This window comes from Bacillus daqingensis (assembly GCF_042654445.1).
GTDB lineage: Bacteria > Bacillota > Bacilli > Bacillales > Salisediminibacteriaceae > Alkalicoccus > Alkalicoccus luteus.
On the sequence record NZ_JBHSGK010000010.1, the window covers coordinates 1 to 15,198 of the forward strand.

Below are 15,198 nucleotides of genomic sequence, written 5' to 3' on the forward strand. Positions count from 1 at the left end.
AAACGGGCGGTTTTCATATGAGATTCTGCGATACGAAACGAAAAATCGCTAGATTTTCAGTGGCCCCGGAAGCAAGTGGAGGCATTTTATTTATAGATGAAGCGTACGACTTGTATCGAGAAGATAATGATCGAGATTTTGGTAATGATGCGATTACGTATATCATGCAGGAAATGGAGAATCGAAAAGGAGAGTTCATAGTTATTGCCGCAGGCTATGAACAAGAAATGGATGCCTTTCTAAAAGCGAACCCTGGCTTAAACAGCAGATTTGACCACCATATTACACTGCCAGACTACGATCCAGATGAATTGCTGCTTATCGGAGAGGCAATGCTTGCGAAAAAGAGGCGGAGTTTAACGAAAGAAGCGTCCGAATGTTTCTTTGGTGAATTGACAGACCGGTGGCGCAAACGGGATCGTCATTATGGGAATGCTCGTACAGTTCGCAATCTTGTTCAAATGATTCTAAAAGCCCAGGGGCAGCGCATGATGTCTCAGCCGGATCATGAATGGACGGCCGAAGCGATCACAACAATAGTAAAAGAGGATATTCAACAAGCGTGTCGCTCGGAGAGGCATACTATTTTTGAAGTTCCGGTTCAGGAAAAGGAACTTCAACAAGCCTTAACCGAGCTACATAAGCTAATTGGGTTAACGGAGTTAAAACAAGAGATTGAACAGGTAGTTACCTTAACCCGGTACTACAAAGAAGAACGAAAAAACGTGGCGATGCTTCACCCTCATATCGTGTTAAAGGGCAGTCCAGGGACAGGAAAAACGATCGTAGCACGTCTGCTGGCTCGAATTTATCAGGCGCTCGGTATATTAGAGGGGGGACATATAATTGAAGTGAACAGAGATAAGCTCGTCAGTTCATACCAAGGTGAGACAGAAAAGAGAACGAAAGAAGCAATTGAAGCCGCACATGGTGGAATGCTCTTTATCGATGAAGCCTATCAGTTAACACAATATGGGATCGACGATATTGGCCACAAAGCAATAGAAACGTTACTCACTTACATGGAAGAAGCCAGGGGGAGCATGATCGTGATTGTTGCCGGGTATAGGGAAGAAATGGATCAGTTTCTACAGGCAAATGCAGGGTTACCAAGACGATTTAACCAGACCTTCGACTTTCCTGACTACAGCCCGGATGAGCTATTGCGCATTGCAAAACTGATTGCAAAAGAACATGGTTATACGATCGCGAAGGAAGCTGAAGAAAGCCTTTATACGATCTTTCACAAGCATTACAGCGTTCGAGATCGTACATTCGGAAACGCTGGATTCGTACAAAATATCATGAGTCAGGCATTTAAAAAACATGACTTGGCAATAGCGAGTAAAACACAAACAGAGCGTCAGATGCTAGATCAGCAAGTCATCCATGTGCAACACTTGCCATAGGAGGGGCTAGAAGTAGACAGAAGATGATTCTGTCTGCTTCTTTTTGCGTTAAAGCCTAAAAGGTGAGTCGATAAGCTGAAATCTCAAATGAGTCTCAAATTACTTTACATATTATTACTTAATATAGTTCTTTTTGTCTTGCTAAAGTAGGCATCTACTTGCTATAATAATATTTGCCTTAAATCTTATTACCTTTAGTACCAAAAAATAGAAAAAAGGTGAACTTTAAATCAAGATGTATACGGAACGTTTATGATAGCGCAATCGGGACATTGCGCTATACTTTCGAGAGGTGGGTCATATGAATCGTTTGGCGGAATTAATTTTACAGGGGAGACAAAATAGAAAGCTTTCACTCGAAGAGATGGCAAATCGATGTGGGATCTCCAAATCGTATTTGAATTACTTAGAGCGGGGATACCGCAAAAATCCTTCTATTAAAGTAGCAAGCCGCATAGCAGCAGTCCTGCAAGTGCCGTTGGAGGAAGTTGTTTCACGAATTGAAGAAGACGAGGCCGACACGGCGCAAGGAGGAGAGGCATCCCTTTGTCCCTGCTGATAATCAGGAAAGTACGGAGAATGAATGATAATTGAATCAATGAATAAAACCGGGTCCTTTTACTAAGGGCCCGGTTTCGTTTCGTGTATTGACTTGTTAAAGAAGTAGGACTAACTTGTCAGATGTTGAAGTCACGACAGGAAATAGGCTTCTTCGTGAACAATGGCAAAGCGATCGATCCCGATCTTCTGCAACTGTTCCGTCGCTTCGGTAAAGCCATATTTGATTTCTTCTGGTCGATAAATACCGGAACCAACAGTCAAAGTGATACTCTCCACCGGCTAAATCTCTTGCTTTTTGAGGGCCAAATGAAGATTTTCCACACTTGCAATAGATGGATGTTTATATAACGAGTTAAAAAGAGCGTGTAGCTGCATGCTCTTTTTTATGCTGCTCGTAGGACGGAAGTAGCCCGCGGGGGTTGCTAACGTTTGTTTTTTACCTGAAATGTTTTAATGGTTTCCGGTGAAGGGTAGAGAGTGCTTACGTTGGCAGCGAAATCGCCATTTAGAAACGACAATTAGCAGCGAAGGAAGGGATATCATGAAAAAATTCACGATTAGTATGACGACGACGGCTGCATTACTTACCCTGGCAGCTTGTAACGCTGGAGAGAATGACGAAGCAAATAACGGAAATAACCTTGGAGGAGAAAACAGCCAAGAAGAAGTAAACGAAGAACCTGAAGTCGATATGGCCGACAATAATGAAGATGACAACGAGATGAACAACAATGATGACCTGGAAACGAACGATGATGAAACAAACGAGTTGAATAATGACATGGACGAAGAAGAGAGCGAAGCTGTGATGGATCAGGATGTAGAGGATTTTGATCTGAATGTAACGCTCGTAGACGACAGTCAGTGGACCTTCACGTACACGCCGGCAGAAAATGAAGATGACACACCGGATGCAACCGTTTCTGGTGACGATCTTGAGCTGGAAGGCGAAGAAGCAGTCGAAGAAATGGAGGCTTATTTATCAGACTTCATGATTGACGCTGCGAGTGACGAAGAGGAAGTACTGACAGCCGTAGCGGATACATTTGACTTTAGCGAAGAGGACATTGAAAGCTATGACCTGACCATTGATTTCCCAGAGCATGAGGATGCGACCGAGTGGAGCTGGCAAGCAGAAAATGACGGCGAAGGTAATGACGAAAACGATGATGGATTTGATACCGAGGATAACAACGAGTAATCACATGAAGCAGTCCGGCATTTCCCCCTATGCCGGACTTTTGTATGTGATAATGGACCGTTCCATATAAGAGCGAATGGAGAGTAAAAAGCTTAAACAAGCGTACTCTTTTCACGCGTGACATCCTCCAGCGTATAGTTATCCAAATAGCGATAAAATCGTTGAATCCCCCGGTACATTAACAGCTGCAGCTCGCGGTCCTGATCGGCGTGAGGAGGAATGTACATATCGATCTCACGCACCGGTTCCATGTCCCGGACAATGTCACCAATCGTCGATTCCCATGCTTTCGACGTGAGAATGATGCCGCCGGTCTTTCCCCGGTACGTACGAATATAGGAAAGCTGCTGCAGGTGGTGAATTGCTTTACGAACATGGGAGACAGCTAGCTGGTGATGATCGGCTACTTCACTGGACGTCACTTTTTTCGTATGGTGTTCCGCAGAATAAAGCAGGATTTTCAAGGCTACATCAGTAAATTGGGTCACCTGCATGAGTCATCGCCTCCACTTTCTATTAGTTGATTTCACTTCGAACGTCAACGTAGCAGTAATAAGGAAATGAACGGACTTCTCTTTTACGAAACCGGGTACGCATAAATCACATATCGCTCCGGAGCAGTGCCTACGAGATGGAACGGGTAGCACGTGCTGACGACGAGCACTTCTTCGCCCATCTCCCGAATGACGGACGTATCATCTTCATCTACAATCTCCGTTTCGCGCATCTCGTATTCAAACTCCCCGTAAGGAGTCGTGACGATAAAGCGATCGCCGATTTCCAGCTGACCAAAGTCACGGAAAACGGTATCCCGGTGCCCGGAGAGTACAATTTGTTCCCCTTCACCCGGGTAGGCGGTTGATGCGACCCGCCCGACGCCTTTCGCTAAGCTGTCGGCGTCTGTTCCTTCAATGATCGGAAGGGAGCGGCCAAGCTTTGGTATATCGAGAACAGCAAACGATTCATTTTCATGAGCTTGAAACGAGGACGCTACGCTCGTTTCATTTGCGTGGGTACTGTTCTCAACAACCTCCTCCTTTTCCTCCGAGTTGGAAGCGTCTTCCGAGCCGGATGCGTGTGTCGCAGCTTCAGCCTGCTGCGAGTTATTCGATTCATTAGCGGAGACGGAATCATCGGTTTCACTGTTAGCTGCCTGCTCGGTTTCCTCTTCTTCATTGTGAGAGATCGCAGAAAGGAGGGCTGACGTGATATCAGTAAGCGCGTTGGTCACAGAAGACGTTAAAAAGGAGGTCTCATCTTCTGTACTTCTGTTTTCGGCCGGTGCTGCATCTTGGCCTTGCTCAATCCGTTCCAATGCTTCCGACATGGAGGCTTCCTGCGCCTGTTCGGAATGGAAATACTGAAAGCCGAACACGCCAAGCAACACGAGCCCGATGGTCATGAGACTGATACTAAGCCACTTCATGAGATCACCACGCCGGCTCGTTTTAGTATGTTGATGTAACCGCAGTAGCCGGAAATGTAGTGTTCAATGTCATCGATCCGCATTCGAAACGAATGGTGTCGGATAAAAAAGCCGCCGGTGAGCGTATCTGGATGCTTCATATACATGGCGATTTCTGGATAAAAATAGCCGTTACGCTGATAGTCAGCCCGGTGGTGAATGGTTTGAATGACGGCATCCTCATCAATCTGCTCCAGCAAATCAGGGTGCTCGCTTTCTTTTACGCGCTGGATCAGCTCGTTTGTCGCGAGCAGAAGCTCTAAAAAGGTTGGATAGGTCGTTTTCCGCTCATACATAAAATCCAGTTTTCCAGCTGCGTTTTGTAAGCCGAACTTGAGGTAGCCGCGATCCGGTACGATTTTGACGAGCTCGTTCGTGCAATAGCTGAGCCAGTGGTCATGGTGCTTCCAATAATCGTTGGCAATAAAATGATCAAAGGCGCTTCTCACGTTGTTCAGCCAGCGATCGTCCTGGTCGAGCTGATACAGGCGCATCCAGGCAAAGGCCGCTTCTCCTTCGTAATACACGATGCGAAACGCTTCTTTAAGCTCGAAGGTTTCGTGTTCGAACACGTGCTGAAAGCTTCCATCCGGCAGCTGAAAGAACTCCATCGCCATCGCGAGCTTCTGGGCCGCCTCTACGTAACCGTCGTTTCCTTTTATGCCGGCTACCTCAACATATTTTGTAAGTGCCAACACCGCAGCGGCATTCGTTCCGAGCTTATACTCATACGTGTCTGGATTTGTACCGTCGCGAACAAATAGCCCGTGCGGATGCGAGACAGTTCGCTCCTGAAGCAGAAAATCGAGTCCGCGTTTAACGGCGTTTAAGGCCTCTGGATCTCGATGCACCTCACACGATTCGGCGAGTGCATAGAGAGAGCTTGCGTGGCGCAGCATGTTGTAGTGGTTGATTGGTGTAGAGAAGGGGGCGAACATGCCGTATTGAAACTCGCCGCTCTCCTGCAGCATCTCACATAGCTTTTGCTGGCCAGTCTGGACTAGCTGCTCTACGCTTTTTTCTGTCAATCGCTCGTTGCGGCGTCCGTTATCGTAAGCTCCCGTTAACAAGGTAACCGGACCGTGCTCGTCGCAAAACACGCCTTGTGTATCGAACAGGTAGACGGCATGCACGTTTTGAAAGTCAAGCGGCTTTGTTTCGGGACGGTGCTTGTTGATATAGTGATGCACGTTCTGCTCGGCAATGTAAGCACGGTTATGGTGTTTGCTGAAACGGATAAAGGCATTGCCGAGAACTTCCTGCTCCATAAACGCATGGTGAAAGTCAGCATCAAAGGAAATGCCGCGTCGCATGTAGTTTTTCTTTGTTTTCGTAAGGAGTGTTAGGAAGGCTGCGCCATCAATTGGTTCCACGTTCGTCACGACGTCCACCTTGATGGAGACAGGCTTATCCGCCATGCTCGACGTCAGGTATGCTTCTATGTCCCGCTTCGCTGCTTTCCACGACGCACTGCGAAAGGGAATGACAGATGCCCGCTGATCGGCATAGCCAATGGATAAAAAGAATACCAGTCTGCCTCGCAGCGGGAACGAGGTTTCGGTGTCCTGCTGTAGCTGCGTGAACGCGCTTGTGAACCAATTATGGATGCTCATCCGCTCATCTCCTTTTGGTTGTTCGATTATGTAGGGCGGGCGCCCGGTGACGAGCGCCCGTTGTTCATTATGATCGTCTAAAACGTCTTGCTACCATCGTGCCTGCTCCTGCTAAAAGAGCTGCAATGCCGGCAAGTCCATAAGCCCACATTGTGGTAGCTGTTCGTGGGAGCGTTTCGCCGCCAGGTACGGTTTCCGTCTCCTCTTCAGCAGATGTTAGATTTGGAGCGGTGATTTCCACAGCATCAGACTGATTGCCATCCTCATCTTCCTGATAGACAAACAATGTTTGTCCCATCGTTTGAGCAGGAGAGAGGCTGACGCTGAAGGATCCGTCGGACGACACTGCGCTTGAACCAAGCACATCGCCTTTCGAATCCGTCACAACCGCATCCAGACCAAAGCTGCCGTCTCCGGTAACCGTCGTACCGGTACCATCAATGGCGACGTTATCCGGCGCAGGGACCATAACCTCATCCTCTTCGTCAGCATCGGCGTCAGCGTCGGCATCGGCATCAGCATCAGCGTCAGCGTCAGCGTCGGCATCGGCATCAGCGTCGGCATCAGCGTCGGCATCGGCATCAGCGTCAGCGTCGGCATCAGCGTCGGCATCAGCGTCGGCATCAGCGTCGGCATCGGCATCGGCATCGGCGTCGGCATCGGCATCGGCATCGGCATCAGCATCGGCGTCGGCATCAGCATCGGCGTCGGCATCAGCATCGGCATCAGCGTCGGCATCAGCATCGGCATCAGCATCAGCATCAGCGTCGGCATCAGCATCAGCATCGGCATCAGCATCGGCATCAGCGTCGGCATCAGCGTCAGCGTCGGCATCAGCGTCAGCGTCGGCATCAGCGTCAGCATCAGCATCGGCGTCGGCATCAGCATCAGCGTCAGCGTCGGCATCAGCATCAGCATCAGCGTCAGCATCAGCATCAGCGTCGGCATCGGCGTCGGCATCGGCGTCAGCGTCGGCGTCGGCATCAGCGTCGGCATCAGCATCGGCGTCGGCATCAGCGTCGGCATCGGCGTCAGCATCGGCATCCGCATCAGAGTCGGCGTCGGCATCAGCATCAGCGTCAGCGTCGGCATCAGCATCAGCGTCGGCATCAGCGTCAGCATCAGCATCAGCATCGGCATCAGAGTCGGCGTCGCTGTCGTCGTCCTCATCAAATACGATGATATCGGAATCGGTTAAACTACTAAGCAGCTCCGCACTGATGGTTGACGTGCTGACACCAGCCCCAAAGATTTCAACCTCACCATCGAGACCTGTTGGATTGTCTAGAACGACCGGAACATCGACTGTTGTATTTCCAATAGCTTGAACTCCTGCAAGGTCATTTGATAAATCAAGCGTGCCGTCGCTGATATCTCCTATCAGAGACGTCAATTCTGATGAAAGATCTGTTGCAGTATCTAGAAGAGTATTTACAGACGAAAGAAGAGGGTCTACTAGAAAATCTAATTCCCCTGGAATGTCATCGCTGACAACTAGCTCTAAATTATTTAGTGCATCTACGACATCTTGAAGCGCTTGATTAACAACATCCGTGACAACTCCTTCTAAGTGATTCCCTAAACCGTCTGAGAAATCAACGATAATCGCACCTTCAGGGGTTACCTCTACGTCAATGGAATCTTCGTATGCCGTAAGAGTCGATAAAGAGGCCTCGAGATTGTTTAACGCATCGACAGCATTCCCTAGCTCTTCTAGACCATCGATATTTACGATGTCAATTATTCCAAGCAATGTATCCAAATCGCTTGTTAAACCTGATACGAGTGATGTCAAATCACCAGTTAACGCATTCAATTCCGTTTGAAGAGCAGGGAGGTCATCTAGAGTGATCGCTGTCAATTCAACGCGAACATCCGCAGGACCGGCAGTTTGAATAAGACCGCCGAGCTCATCAGCACTAAAGACAACCACTCGATCTGGTGAAAGCACTTCGGCATCAGCCAAGCCTGTTCCAGTGAGAGATAAGTCTAAATCATATGTAGACTCGTTCTCTGATAACTCTGCTGAAATGGCGACGTCTGTTAGTAACTGGACTTCTGCTAAACTGGCTGCCTCGGCAATGGAGGCTTCCGGATTGGTTAAAACAGAACCTAACGGGGAACTGCTTAACACTGTCGCTCCTGGGAGTACGGGAGCTAAAAACATAGCTGAAGCGACACAAGCAGCAAGGACTGTTTGTTTACGACGTTTTTTCTGGACATTCTTGATCTGCATTCGTTCTGATTCGTGCACGAAACGCTTTCTCATAGGGTCCCTCCTAAAACGTAGTAACCTGTTTGTTCGGTAGAATGAACAGGTTCCGTTTTAAGGTTAGCACCCTAATTACTTTAATTATACCTTATGAAATGTACATATTATGGTAACAATTACATAAATATATACCGTCATAAAGTAAATTTGACGAATAATGACGAAGGTTTCGTACATTACAGTGAATGGAAGTTGACATGACAGAATTTTCAAATTTAAAAAGTATAAAAAATGAATGATATCAATATAATAAATTTAGATAAAATTATGTCTTTCGTAACGTTTTTATTCATTTTAATGAACAAGAAATTGTTATATCGCATATATGGATGAAAGTGTGATGTAATCATTTATGGTCTAAGCAAAAAGTAATAGCATACGTTTGAGAGGATGGATTGGATCAGTTCAATTTATACACCTTTTGACTTAATTTAGGGTGAGGCGTAATAATCGGATGAAGAGGCATTTGACAATGTTCACTCATTTTTGCAGACAAAAAAGCCAGTTTAAGAGAAAATTCTCCTGACTGGGTTCTTACTAACTAGATTATTTTGTCTAATTTATACGGCACGATCCATATCATCGATCATTTCAGAAGCACCTTCCGGCTTTTTCGTTGCAAGACTTACTCCCACTGTAAAGAGGAAACCGATGATAAATCCTGGCACCGCTTCATAGGTGATTCCAAAGAAGTAAGTCGTCAGGAAAGCTTCTACATCGATAAACGCATAGGACCATTCAGGCTGTTCGGCTACCATAATGACAGTTAAGAGTCCTGAAATCATACCGGCAATCACGCCTTTACGAGTGAGACCCTTCCAATAAAACGCGAGTATAAGAGAAGGTCCGAAGCAGGCACCAAGACCGCCGAATGCAAAGAGAACCATCCAAAATACAAACTGTTCCGCCGTTGCAGCAAGCCAGATCGAGAGCCCCATAACCATGACAATCGTTAACCGGCTGTAGAGAACTAAGCGCCGTTGAGATAAGTCTTTATTTTTTGCAATGACTTTATCAAGCATGTCGCGAAGGACAGCGCTTGAGCCGACGAGCAGCTGGCTGTCTGCACTGCTCATAATGGCAGCGAGAACCGCAACGAGTAAAATCCCGGCAAAAAACGGGTTCATCACTTCTGCACCGAGTGACGTAAAGATTTGTTCGTTATTGCCGTTGGGCAACATGTCGGGAGCAGGAAAATAGACGCGTCCAATCAATCCGACAAGAATCGCTCCCCAGCCCATAATGACATTCCAAATCGTAGCGATAAGAGCAGCCTGCCGCATTTCGTGAACATTCTTCAAGCTCATGTATCGTACGACAATGTGCGGGTTACCAGGGCTGCCAAACCCAATCCCTAACAAGCCAATCACTGCCCCGAATGCAAAAGCAAATGGAGAAGTAAAGCCGCCGCCCTCGGCCTGCATCACGTCAAGAACTGGACCGAAGCCGCCTAGCTGAATCAGTGCGACGACCGGCAGAATAATGAGCGAGAAAAACATGAATAAAATTTGCAGAACGTCCGTTTTACTAACGGCGTGAAACCCGCCGAGAATGGTGTATAAAAAGATAATGGCTGCTGTCATCCACATACCTTGCGTCTGAGAGATGCCCAGGCTGCCGGAGAACGCAGTAGCACCACCGACGAGCTGACTGCCAACATAGGCAACCATAAAGAACAAAATGATAGAGGCGCTGATCAGACGCATAATCTTCCAAGGATCGCCAAGGCGGCTTTCAAAGATATCGGGAATCGTGATGCTTCCGGTTTTTTCACTAAACGTTCGAAACCTCCTTGCGACAAAGAAAAACATAAACACTTCGACGGTTATGTATCCAGCGACTGCCCACACGGCATCCAACCCTGTTAAATACGCTGTTCCCGTTACCCCTAAAATAAGCCAGGAGCTGCGTCCGGAACTAACAGCTGAAAATGCAACGGTCCATTTATTTAATCCGCGTCCTGCCAGAAAAAAGGCCGTTAACCCGCCGGAGCTTTTGCGCGAGCTGATCACACCGATGACGACAAGTAAAACCAGGTACGCGATCAGAACACTTACAGTAACTGGATGTGCTGTAATATCCACGACTAATCCCTCCTCACTGCTGCTTTTCTTGTTTGCCGGTTATGGTGTAACAAACGAAACCCAAAAGTAAAATAGCTGCCGGTACAATCACTAAGCCGAACCATATGCCAAACGTCATCTGTAATCCCTCCCTTGCTGTAAACGCATACAATATACATTAAAGTAATTATATGGAAGAATCAATAAGTTGTAATTATTGAGACAAAGCAGGAATTCAAATTAAGGTGCATCGAGAGTGCTTAGGGAGGTTCTAATTTTATTTTTGACATTATAGCTTCAAAAAATTATGACTCAAGTGAGTAATTCATTTAGCACCAGAGATCTATTTTATGTGCAAAACAGAGTTTGGAAAAAGGAGAGCTCTTTGTAAAAATATATTTAAATAGGAGTGGAAGGATTAGAAAGAGAAGCGATTGCTGTCGTTCAGCGTAATTACCAATACTTACAAACGAAAAAGTCAGACTTTTTTGAGTATGGTCTTGTAACCTATATCAAATTAACCTATAATGAGATCATAAAAGGTTATGATGTTTAATAAAAGGTATCTAAAAGGTGGTGTTCGTTTGAAAGACGTTCAATTATCAAGTGAGAATAAATCGTTTCAATCCATTCATTCAGAGGCGTTTAAGAAATACGGTAACGTACTGGATTCACAGAAATTCGCTTCTTCCATTAAAATACTGGAGGAAACCAAGATGCCCATAGAAGAAAACATGTATGTAGCTTCTGATGAAACGCTCGAGAATGATCAAAATTCGATGGAGGAAGCAGCTTTCGTATTTGGTGAGATGGAGCTTCAGTCTGGCTACTGTAATGGCTACACGTCAGCGATCAACGCAATGGAATTTCATAAGTCAAGTGAAATCAATGCTGCTGCTACGGATTTGATTTTATGTTTGGGAAAGCTAAATCAAATGAAAGAGTCGTTTTCGACAGATGATGCAGAGTTTTTCTATATCAAGAAGGGTGAAGCATTCGAAGTCTTTGCTGAAACACTACATTTTGCACCAATGGCGGTCTCTAATGAAGGCTTTAAATGTCTCGTGATCCTCCCAAAAGGAACAAATGAAGAGTTAACAAATCATGCTTTAATTAAAAAAGACAAGCGCTTATTTAAAAAGAACAAATGGTTACTAGCTCACCCGGAGCGGAAGAAGTTGATTGATCAAGGGGCATGGGCTGGCTTAAACGGTGAAAATACGCACGTTAAATGGAGGCGTTAGCATGGCAGAAGCCGTAAAACTTGTAACAGATGAAAATTCGTTTGCGATAAGGCTGAATGGGAAAGAAGTAATCAAGCATTCAACGGAGAACCCTTTTTTGTATATAGGAAAAGGAACAGAATCAGTTGACATGTATCGGGGCAATTTTCAAATTGATGATTATGTAACCGAGCGGACGCCGTTAAAACTTGTTTCTGTTGAGAAAACAGAGGCTGGACTTGATGCTTCCTTTTCAGACGGGCACGAGGAAGTACTAACTTTGCAAGTTCTGAAAAAAGAAGACCGTGTTCAGATTACATTTAATTGTAAGCGTAATCATAATCGGATCTGGGTGCGGTTGCAGTCATCTGCAGAGGAAAAGGTATACGGGGGAGGAGAACAACTCTCCTACTTTAATATGAAAGGACAAAACTTTCCTTTATGGACCTCGGAACCAGGTGTAGGAAGAAATAAAAACACGTATACGACATGGCAGGCAGACGTGAAGGACAAAGCAGGTGGAGATTACTACAATACGAATTATCCTCAGCCGACATTTGTCTCGTCAGATAAATACATTGCCCATATGAATACGATAGCTTACGCAGACTTTGACTTTTCAAATGATGATTTTCATGAGCTTCATTGTTGGGAAATTCCAGAATCGATTGAATTGATTGCTGGAGATACATATGCAGAGCTGTTGAGAAAAATAAAAGAGCGTTTTGGAACACAGCCAGAGCTGCCGGATTGGACTTATAACGGAATTTGGTTAGGGATTCAAGGGGGCACAGACGTCGTTGAAAGGAAGTTACAAAAAGCAGAGCGCCACGGTATCAAAGTGGGGGGAGTATGGTGTCAGGATTGGCAAGGAAAACGAGTGACTTCCTTTGGAAAGCGTCTAATGTGGAACTGGATTTGGAATGAAGAGATGTATCCTGGTTTGGATAAAAAGATATGGGAGTGGAAAGAGAAAGGAATTCGCTTCTTAGGATACATTAATCCATATGTTGCTGTGGAAGGACACCTTTTCAAAGAGGCAGAAGAGCAGAACTATTTGGCGAAGCAAAAAGATGGGTCCACGTACGTGGTAGACTTCGGCGAATTTTACTGCGGGGTCGTCGACTTTACAAACCCAGAGGCAACTGAATGGTATAAAACGGTCATCAAAGAAAATTTAATCGATTTCGGATTAGATGGCTGGATGGCTGATTTCGGAGAATATTTACCGACAGATGTGGTACTGCACAATGAAGCCTCAGCTATGAAAGAACATAACGCCTGGCCAGTCCGTTGGGGAGAAGTGAATCGGGATGCGATCCATGAGGCGGGTAAACAAGATGAGATCGTATACTTTATGCGGGCTGGCTATACAGGTATTCAGGAAGCCTGTCCACTGCTTTGGGGAGGCGACCAAAGTGTGATATGGGAGAAGGATGATGGGCTTGCTTCCGTCATTCCAGCGGCCCTGTCTTCAGGAATGAGCGGATGCGGGTTGCATCATAGTGATATTGGAGGTTACACCAGCCTTCATGGAAATAAGCGCGAAAAAGAACTGTTATTACGCTGGGTAGAAATGGCGGCCTTCACACCTGTGATGCGGACTCATGAAGGAAATCGGCCGGATGATTGTTTTCAGTTCGATGGAGACGAAGAAACCTTGGACTTTTTTGGTGCATTTACAAGCATCTACACACATCTGAAGCCATATATTAAATCACTTGTAAAAGAAAATACGGAAGCTGGACTGCCGGTACAACGGCCGCTCTTTGTACACTATGAGGAGGATGAGACGGCTCACGACATTCAATATCAGTATTTGTTCGGAAAAGACATGCTGGTGGCGCCGGTTATTGATAAAGAAGCGGAAACCCGTGAGGTCTACTTACCTGAAGATAACTGGGTGCATGTGTGGAGTGAAAAAGAATTTAGAGGAGGATGGATTACTGTCTCTGCTCCTCTCGGCGAGCCGCCGGTATTTTACAGACGAGGCTCTGAACACGAAGAACTATTTCAGCAAATTGCACAAGTAAAGATGAATGGAGGCCGATCAGATGCTTAACGTACTTTATCTGCCAATCGCCAGAAAGACCTTTAATACAGAAGCTGCAGATCAGCTTCGGATTGAAAGTGAGGATCTTCTGCGGCAATCTGTACACGTGTTAACGCCAGGTGAATTAGTCACCTCACCAGATGAGCTTGAGGTATTTCTAAATAATCAGGAGACGGAAATCGACCTTATTGTCTATCAAAGTCTAACGTTTGCAGACGGAGAGTTTATCCAGGCTGCGATTGATCAATTCAATGCACCTGTCATTGTATGGTCCGTAAGAGAACCTGCAGTAGGAGGGCGACTTCAGCTGAACTCCTTAACTGGTGGGAACAGCACCTCCCACGTTCTGCGCAGCAACAATCACTCATATAGTTTTTTATTTGGAAATCCGGATGAAGAAGCGACGATAGAAAGGCTGACGGGCCTGCTTAGGGTGATGAATACGGTACGAGAAATGAAGAAGTTGAATATCGGTGTGGTGGGAGAACACCCACCCGGATTTTATTTTTCAGGAACAGAAACGAAACAGCTTCAAGCTGTATTTGGAGCAGAGATTACAAAGGTAGATTTATATGAAGCCTTTTCCCGAGCCAAAGAGATGCCAGAGGAAAAGTGGAAGCCGGAGGTAGATATAGCTGAAAAAAACATTATGAGTCTTAACCGAAATGATGAAACGGTTAAGCGATTTGCTCAATTCACAGCAGCGATGCGTGATTATATCGGAGAAAAAGACCTATCGGCACTGGCGATTCGGTGCTGGCCTGATTTCTTTAATGAACTTGGGGCGGCTGCCTGTTCTACGCTCTCTCATTTAACGGATGAGAGTATGGTTTCTGCTTGTGAATCTGATATACATGGATCACTCTCCATGTTCATTTTAAATCGTCTCTCAGGTGGTAAAGCACCATATTTAGGCGATATGGTTCATATCAATGAAGAAAATAATGCGCTTGTTTTCTGGCATTGCGGAGCAGGAGCTTATTCATTGGCCAGAGAAGCAACAGGAGCTCAGCCTGGCGTTCACCCTAACCGTAAACTCGGCTTGACGATGGAATTTGGTTTAAAAGCTGGAGAAGTCACGTTATTCAGGGTTGGGCATACCCCGGAAGGTTACCGGCTGCTTGTGTTTAAAGGAGAGGCACTAGATGTGCCGCAGCGCTTTGATGGCACAACAGTCGAAGTGGCAGTAAAACAACCCGTGCAACAGGTGATGCAGACGCTGATGGAAGAAGGTTTTGAACCCCATTACGCTCTCGTTCATGCAGACGTTACAAACGAAATCAAAGAAATTGGCAGATTGTTAAATCTACCAATTGTTGAAATTGAAGCCTAAGGGGG

12 protein-coding genes are annotated in these 15,198 nt (G+C 46.0%); 6 read left to right on the forward strand and 6 right to left on the reverse strand.

The window, feature by feature from the left end; translation table 11 throughout:
- Together ACFO4L_RS09590 and ACFO4L_RS09595 are read left to right on the forward strand one after the other, a co-directional pair.
- A partial coding sequence (locus ACFO4L_RS09590) for an AAA family ATPase (protein ID WP_377909451.1) occupies positions 1-1,409 on the forward strand: 1,409 nt, incomplete at its 5' end.
- Between the two features lie 301 nt (positions 1,410-1,710).
- Positions 1,711-1,968 (forward strand): helix-turn-helix domain-containing protein, encoded by a 258-nt coding sequence (locus tag ACFO4L_RS09595; RefSeq protein WP_377909452.1) that lies wholly within the window; start codon positions 1,711-1,713, stop codon positions 1,966-1,968.
- Positions 1,969-2,099: 131 nt separating this feature from the next.
- Here the strand turns inward: ACFO4L_RS09595 and ACFO4L_RS09600 are convergent, their stop codons facing one another.
- Entirely contained in the window at positions 2,100-2,246 is a 147-nt protein-coding gene (locus ACFO4L_RS09600) for a hypothetical protein (RefSeq protein WP_377909453.1), read from the reverse strand.
- Between the two features lie 265 nt (positions 2,247-2,511).
- Between ACFO4L_RS09600 and ACFO4L_RS09605 the strand changes: the two genes are divergently transcribed.
- The gene (locus tag ACFO4L_RS09605) at positions 2,512-3,171 is read left to right on the forward strand and encodes a YusW family protein (RefSeq protein WP_377909454.1); all 660 of its coding nucleotides are present in this window, start codon (positions 2,512-2,514) and stop codon (positions 3,169-3,171) included.
- A gap of 92 nt (positions 3,172-3,263) precedes the next feature.
- Here the strand turns inward: ACFO4L_RS09605 and ACFO4L_RS09610 are convergent, their stop codons facing one another.
- The 5 genes from ACFO4L_RS09610 to ACFO4L_RS09630 form a co-directional block, all read right to left on the reverse strand.
- Positions 3,264-3,665, reverse strand: coding sequence for an Rrf2 family transcriptional regulator (locus ACFO4L_RS09610; RefSeq protein WP_377909455.1), 402 nt, complete (start codon positions 3,663-3,665; stop codon positions 3,264-3,266).
- 83 nt (positions 3,666-3,748) lie between these two features.
- Entirely contained in the window at positions 3,749-4,597 is an 849-nt protein-coding gene (locus ACFO4L_RS09615; RefSeq protein WP_377909456.1) for a class D sortase, read from the reverse strand.
- A complete protein-coding gene (locus ACFO4L_RS09620; RefSeq protein WP_377909457.1) occupies positions 4,594-6,249 on the reverse strand; it encodes a hypothetical protein in 1,656 nt (551 codons plus the stop codon). Before ACFO4L_RS09620 ends, ACFO4L_RS09615 begins: the two co-directional genes overlap by 4 nt.
- Before the next feature lie 67 nt (positions 6,250-6,316).
- Complete coding sequence (locus ACFO4L_RS09625) at positions 6,317-8,518, reverse strand: adhesive domain-containing protein (RefSeq protein WP_377909458.1); 2,202 nt, start codon at positions 8,516-8,518, stop codon at positions 6,317-6,319.
- 563 nt (positions 8,519-9,081) lie between these two features.
- Complete coding sequence (locus ACFO4L_RS09630) at positions 9,082-10,605, reverse strand: sodium/proline symporter (protein ID WP_377909459.1); 1,524 nt, start codon at positions 10,603-10,605, stop codon at positions 9,082-9,084.
- Between the two features lie 563 nt (positions 10,606-11,168).
- Here ACFO4L_RS09630 and ACFO4L_RS09635 point away from each other — a divergent pair.
- The 3 genes from ACFO4L_RS09635 to sftI are packed head-to-tail and all read left to right on the forward strand — an operon-like array spanning position 11,169 to position 15,193.
- Positions 11,169-11,828, forward strand: coding sequence for a DUF4867 family protein (locus tag ACFO4L_RS09635; protein ID WP_377909460.1), 660 nt, complete (start codon positions 11,169-11,171; stop codon positions 11,826-11,828).
- A 1-nt stretch (position 11,829) separates the two neighbouring features.
- Positions 11,830-13,869 carry an alpha-glucosidase gene (locus tag ACFO4L_RS09640; protein WP_377909461.1) on the forward strand — a complete coding sequence of 680 codons (2,040 nt, stop codon included), beginning with the start codon at positions 11,830-11,832 and terminating at the stop codon, positions 13,867-13,869.
- Entirely contained in the window at positions 13,862-15,193 is a 1,332-nt protein-coding gene (gene sftI, locus ACFO4L_RS09645; protein ID WP_377909462.1) for a sulfoquinovose isomerase, read from the forward strand. Before ACFO4L_RS09640 ends, sftI begins: the two co-directional genes overlap by 8 nt.
- The last annotated feature ends 5 nt before the right edge of the window (positions 15,194-15,198 follow it).

What these genes read in the sequence shown, in the direction of transcription:
- ACFO4L_RS09615 (WP_377909456.1), bottom strand. Translation starts at nt 4,597, where the DNA reads ATGAAGTGGCTTAGTATCAGTCTCATGACCATCGGGCTCGTGTTGCTT.
- ACFO4L_RS09595 (WP_377909452.1), top strand. Translation starts at nt 1,711, where the DNA reads ATGAATCGTTTGGCGGAATTAATTTTACAGGGGAGACAAAATAGAAAG.
- ACFO4L_RS09610 (WP_377909455.1), bottom strand. Translation starts at nt 3,665, where the DNA reads ATGCAGGTGACCCAATTTACTGATGTAGCCTTGAAAATCCTGCTTTAT.
- ACFO4L_RS09620 (WP_377909457.1), bottom strand. Translation starts at nt 6,249, where the DNA reads ATGAGCATCCATAATTGGTTCACAAGCGCGTTCACGCAGCTACAGCAG.
- ACFO4L_RS09640 (WP_377909461.1), top strand. Translation starts at nt 11,830, where the DNA reads ATGGCAGAAGCCGTAAAACTTGTAACAGATGAAAATTCGTTTGCGATA.
- ACFO4L_RS09625 (WP_377909458.1), bottom strand. Translation starts at nt 8,518, where the DNA reads ATGAGAAAGCGTTTCGTGCACGAATCAGAACGAATGCAGATCAAGAAT.
- ACFO4L_RS09605 (WP_377909454.1), top strand. Translation starts at nt 2,512, where the DNA reads ATGAAAAAATTCACGATTAGTATGACGACGACGGCTGCATTACTTACC.
- sftI (WP_377909462.1), top strand. Translation starts at nt 13,862, where the DNA reads ATGCTTAACGTACTTTATCTGCCAATCGCCAGAAAGACCTTTAATACA.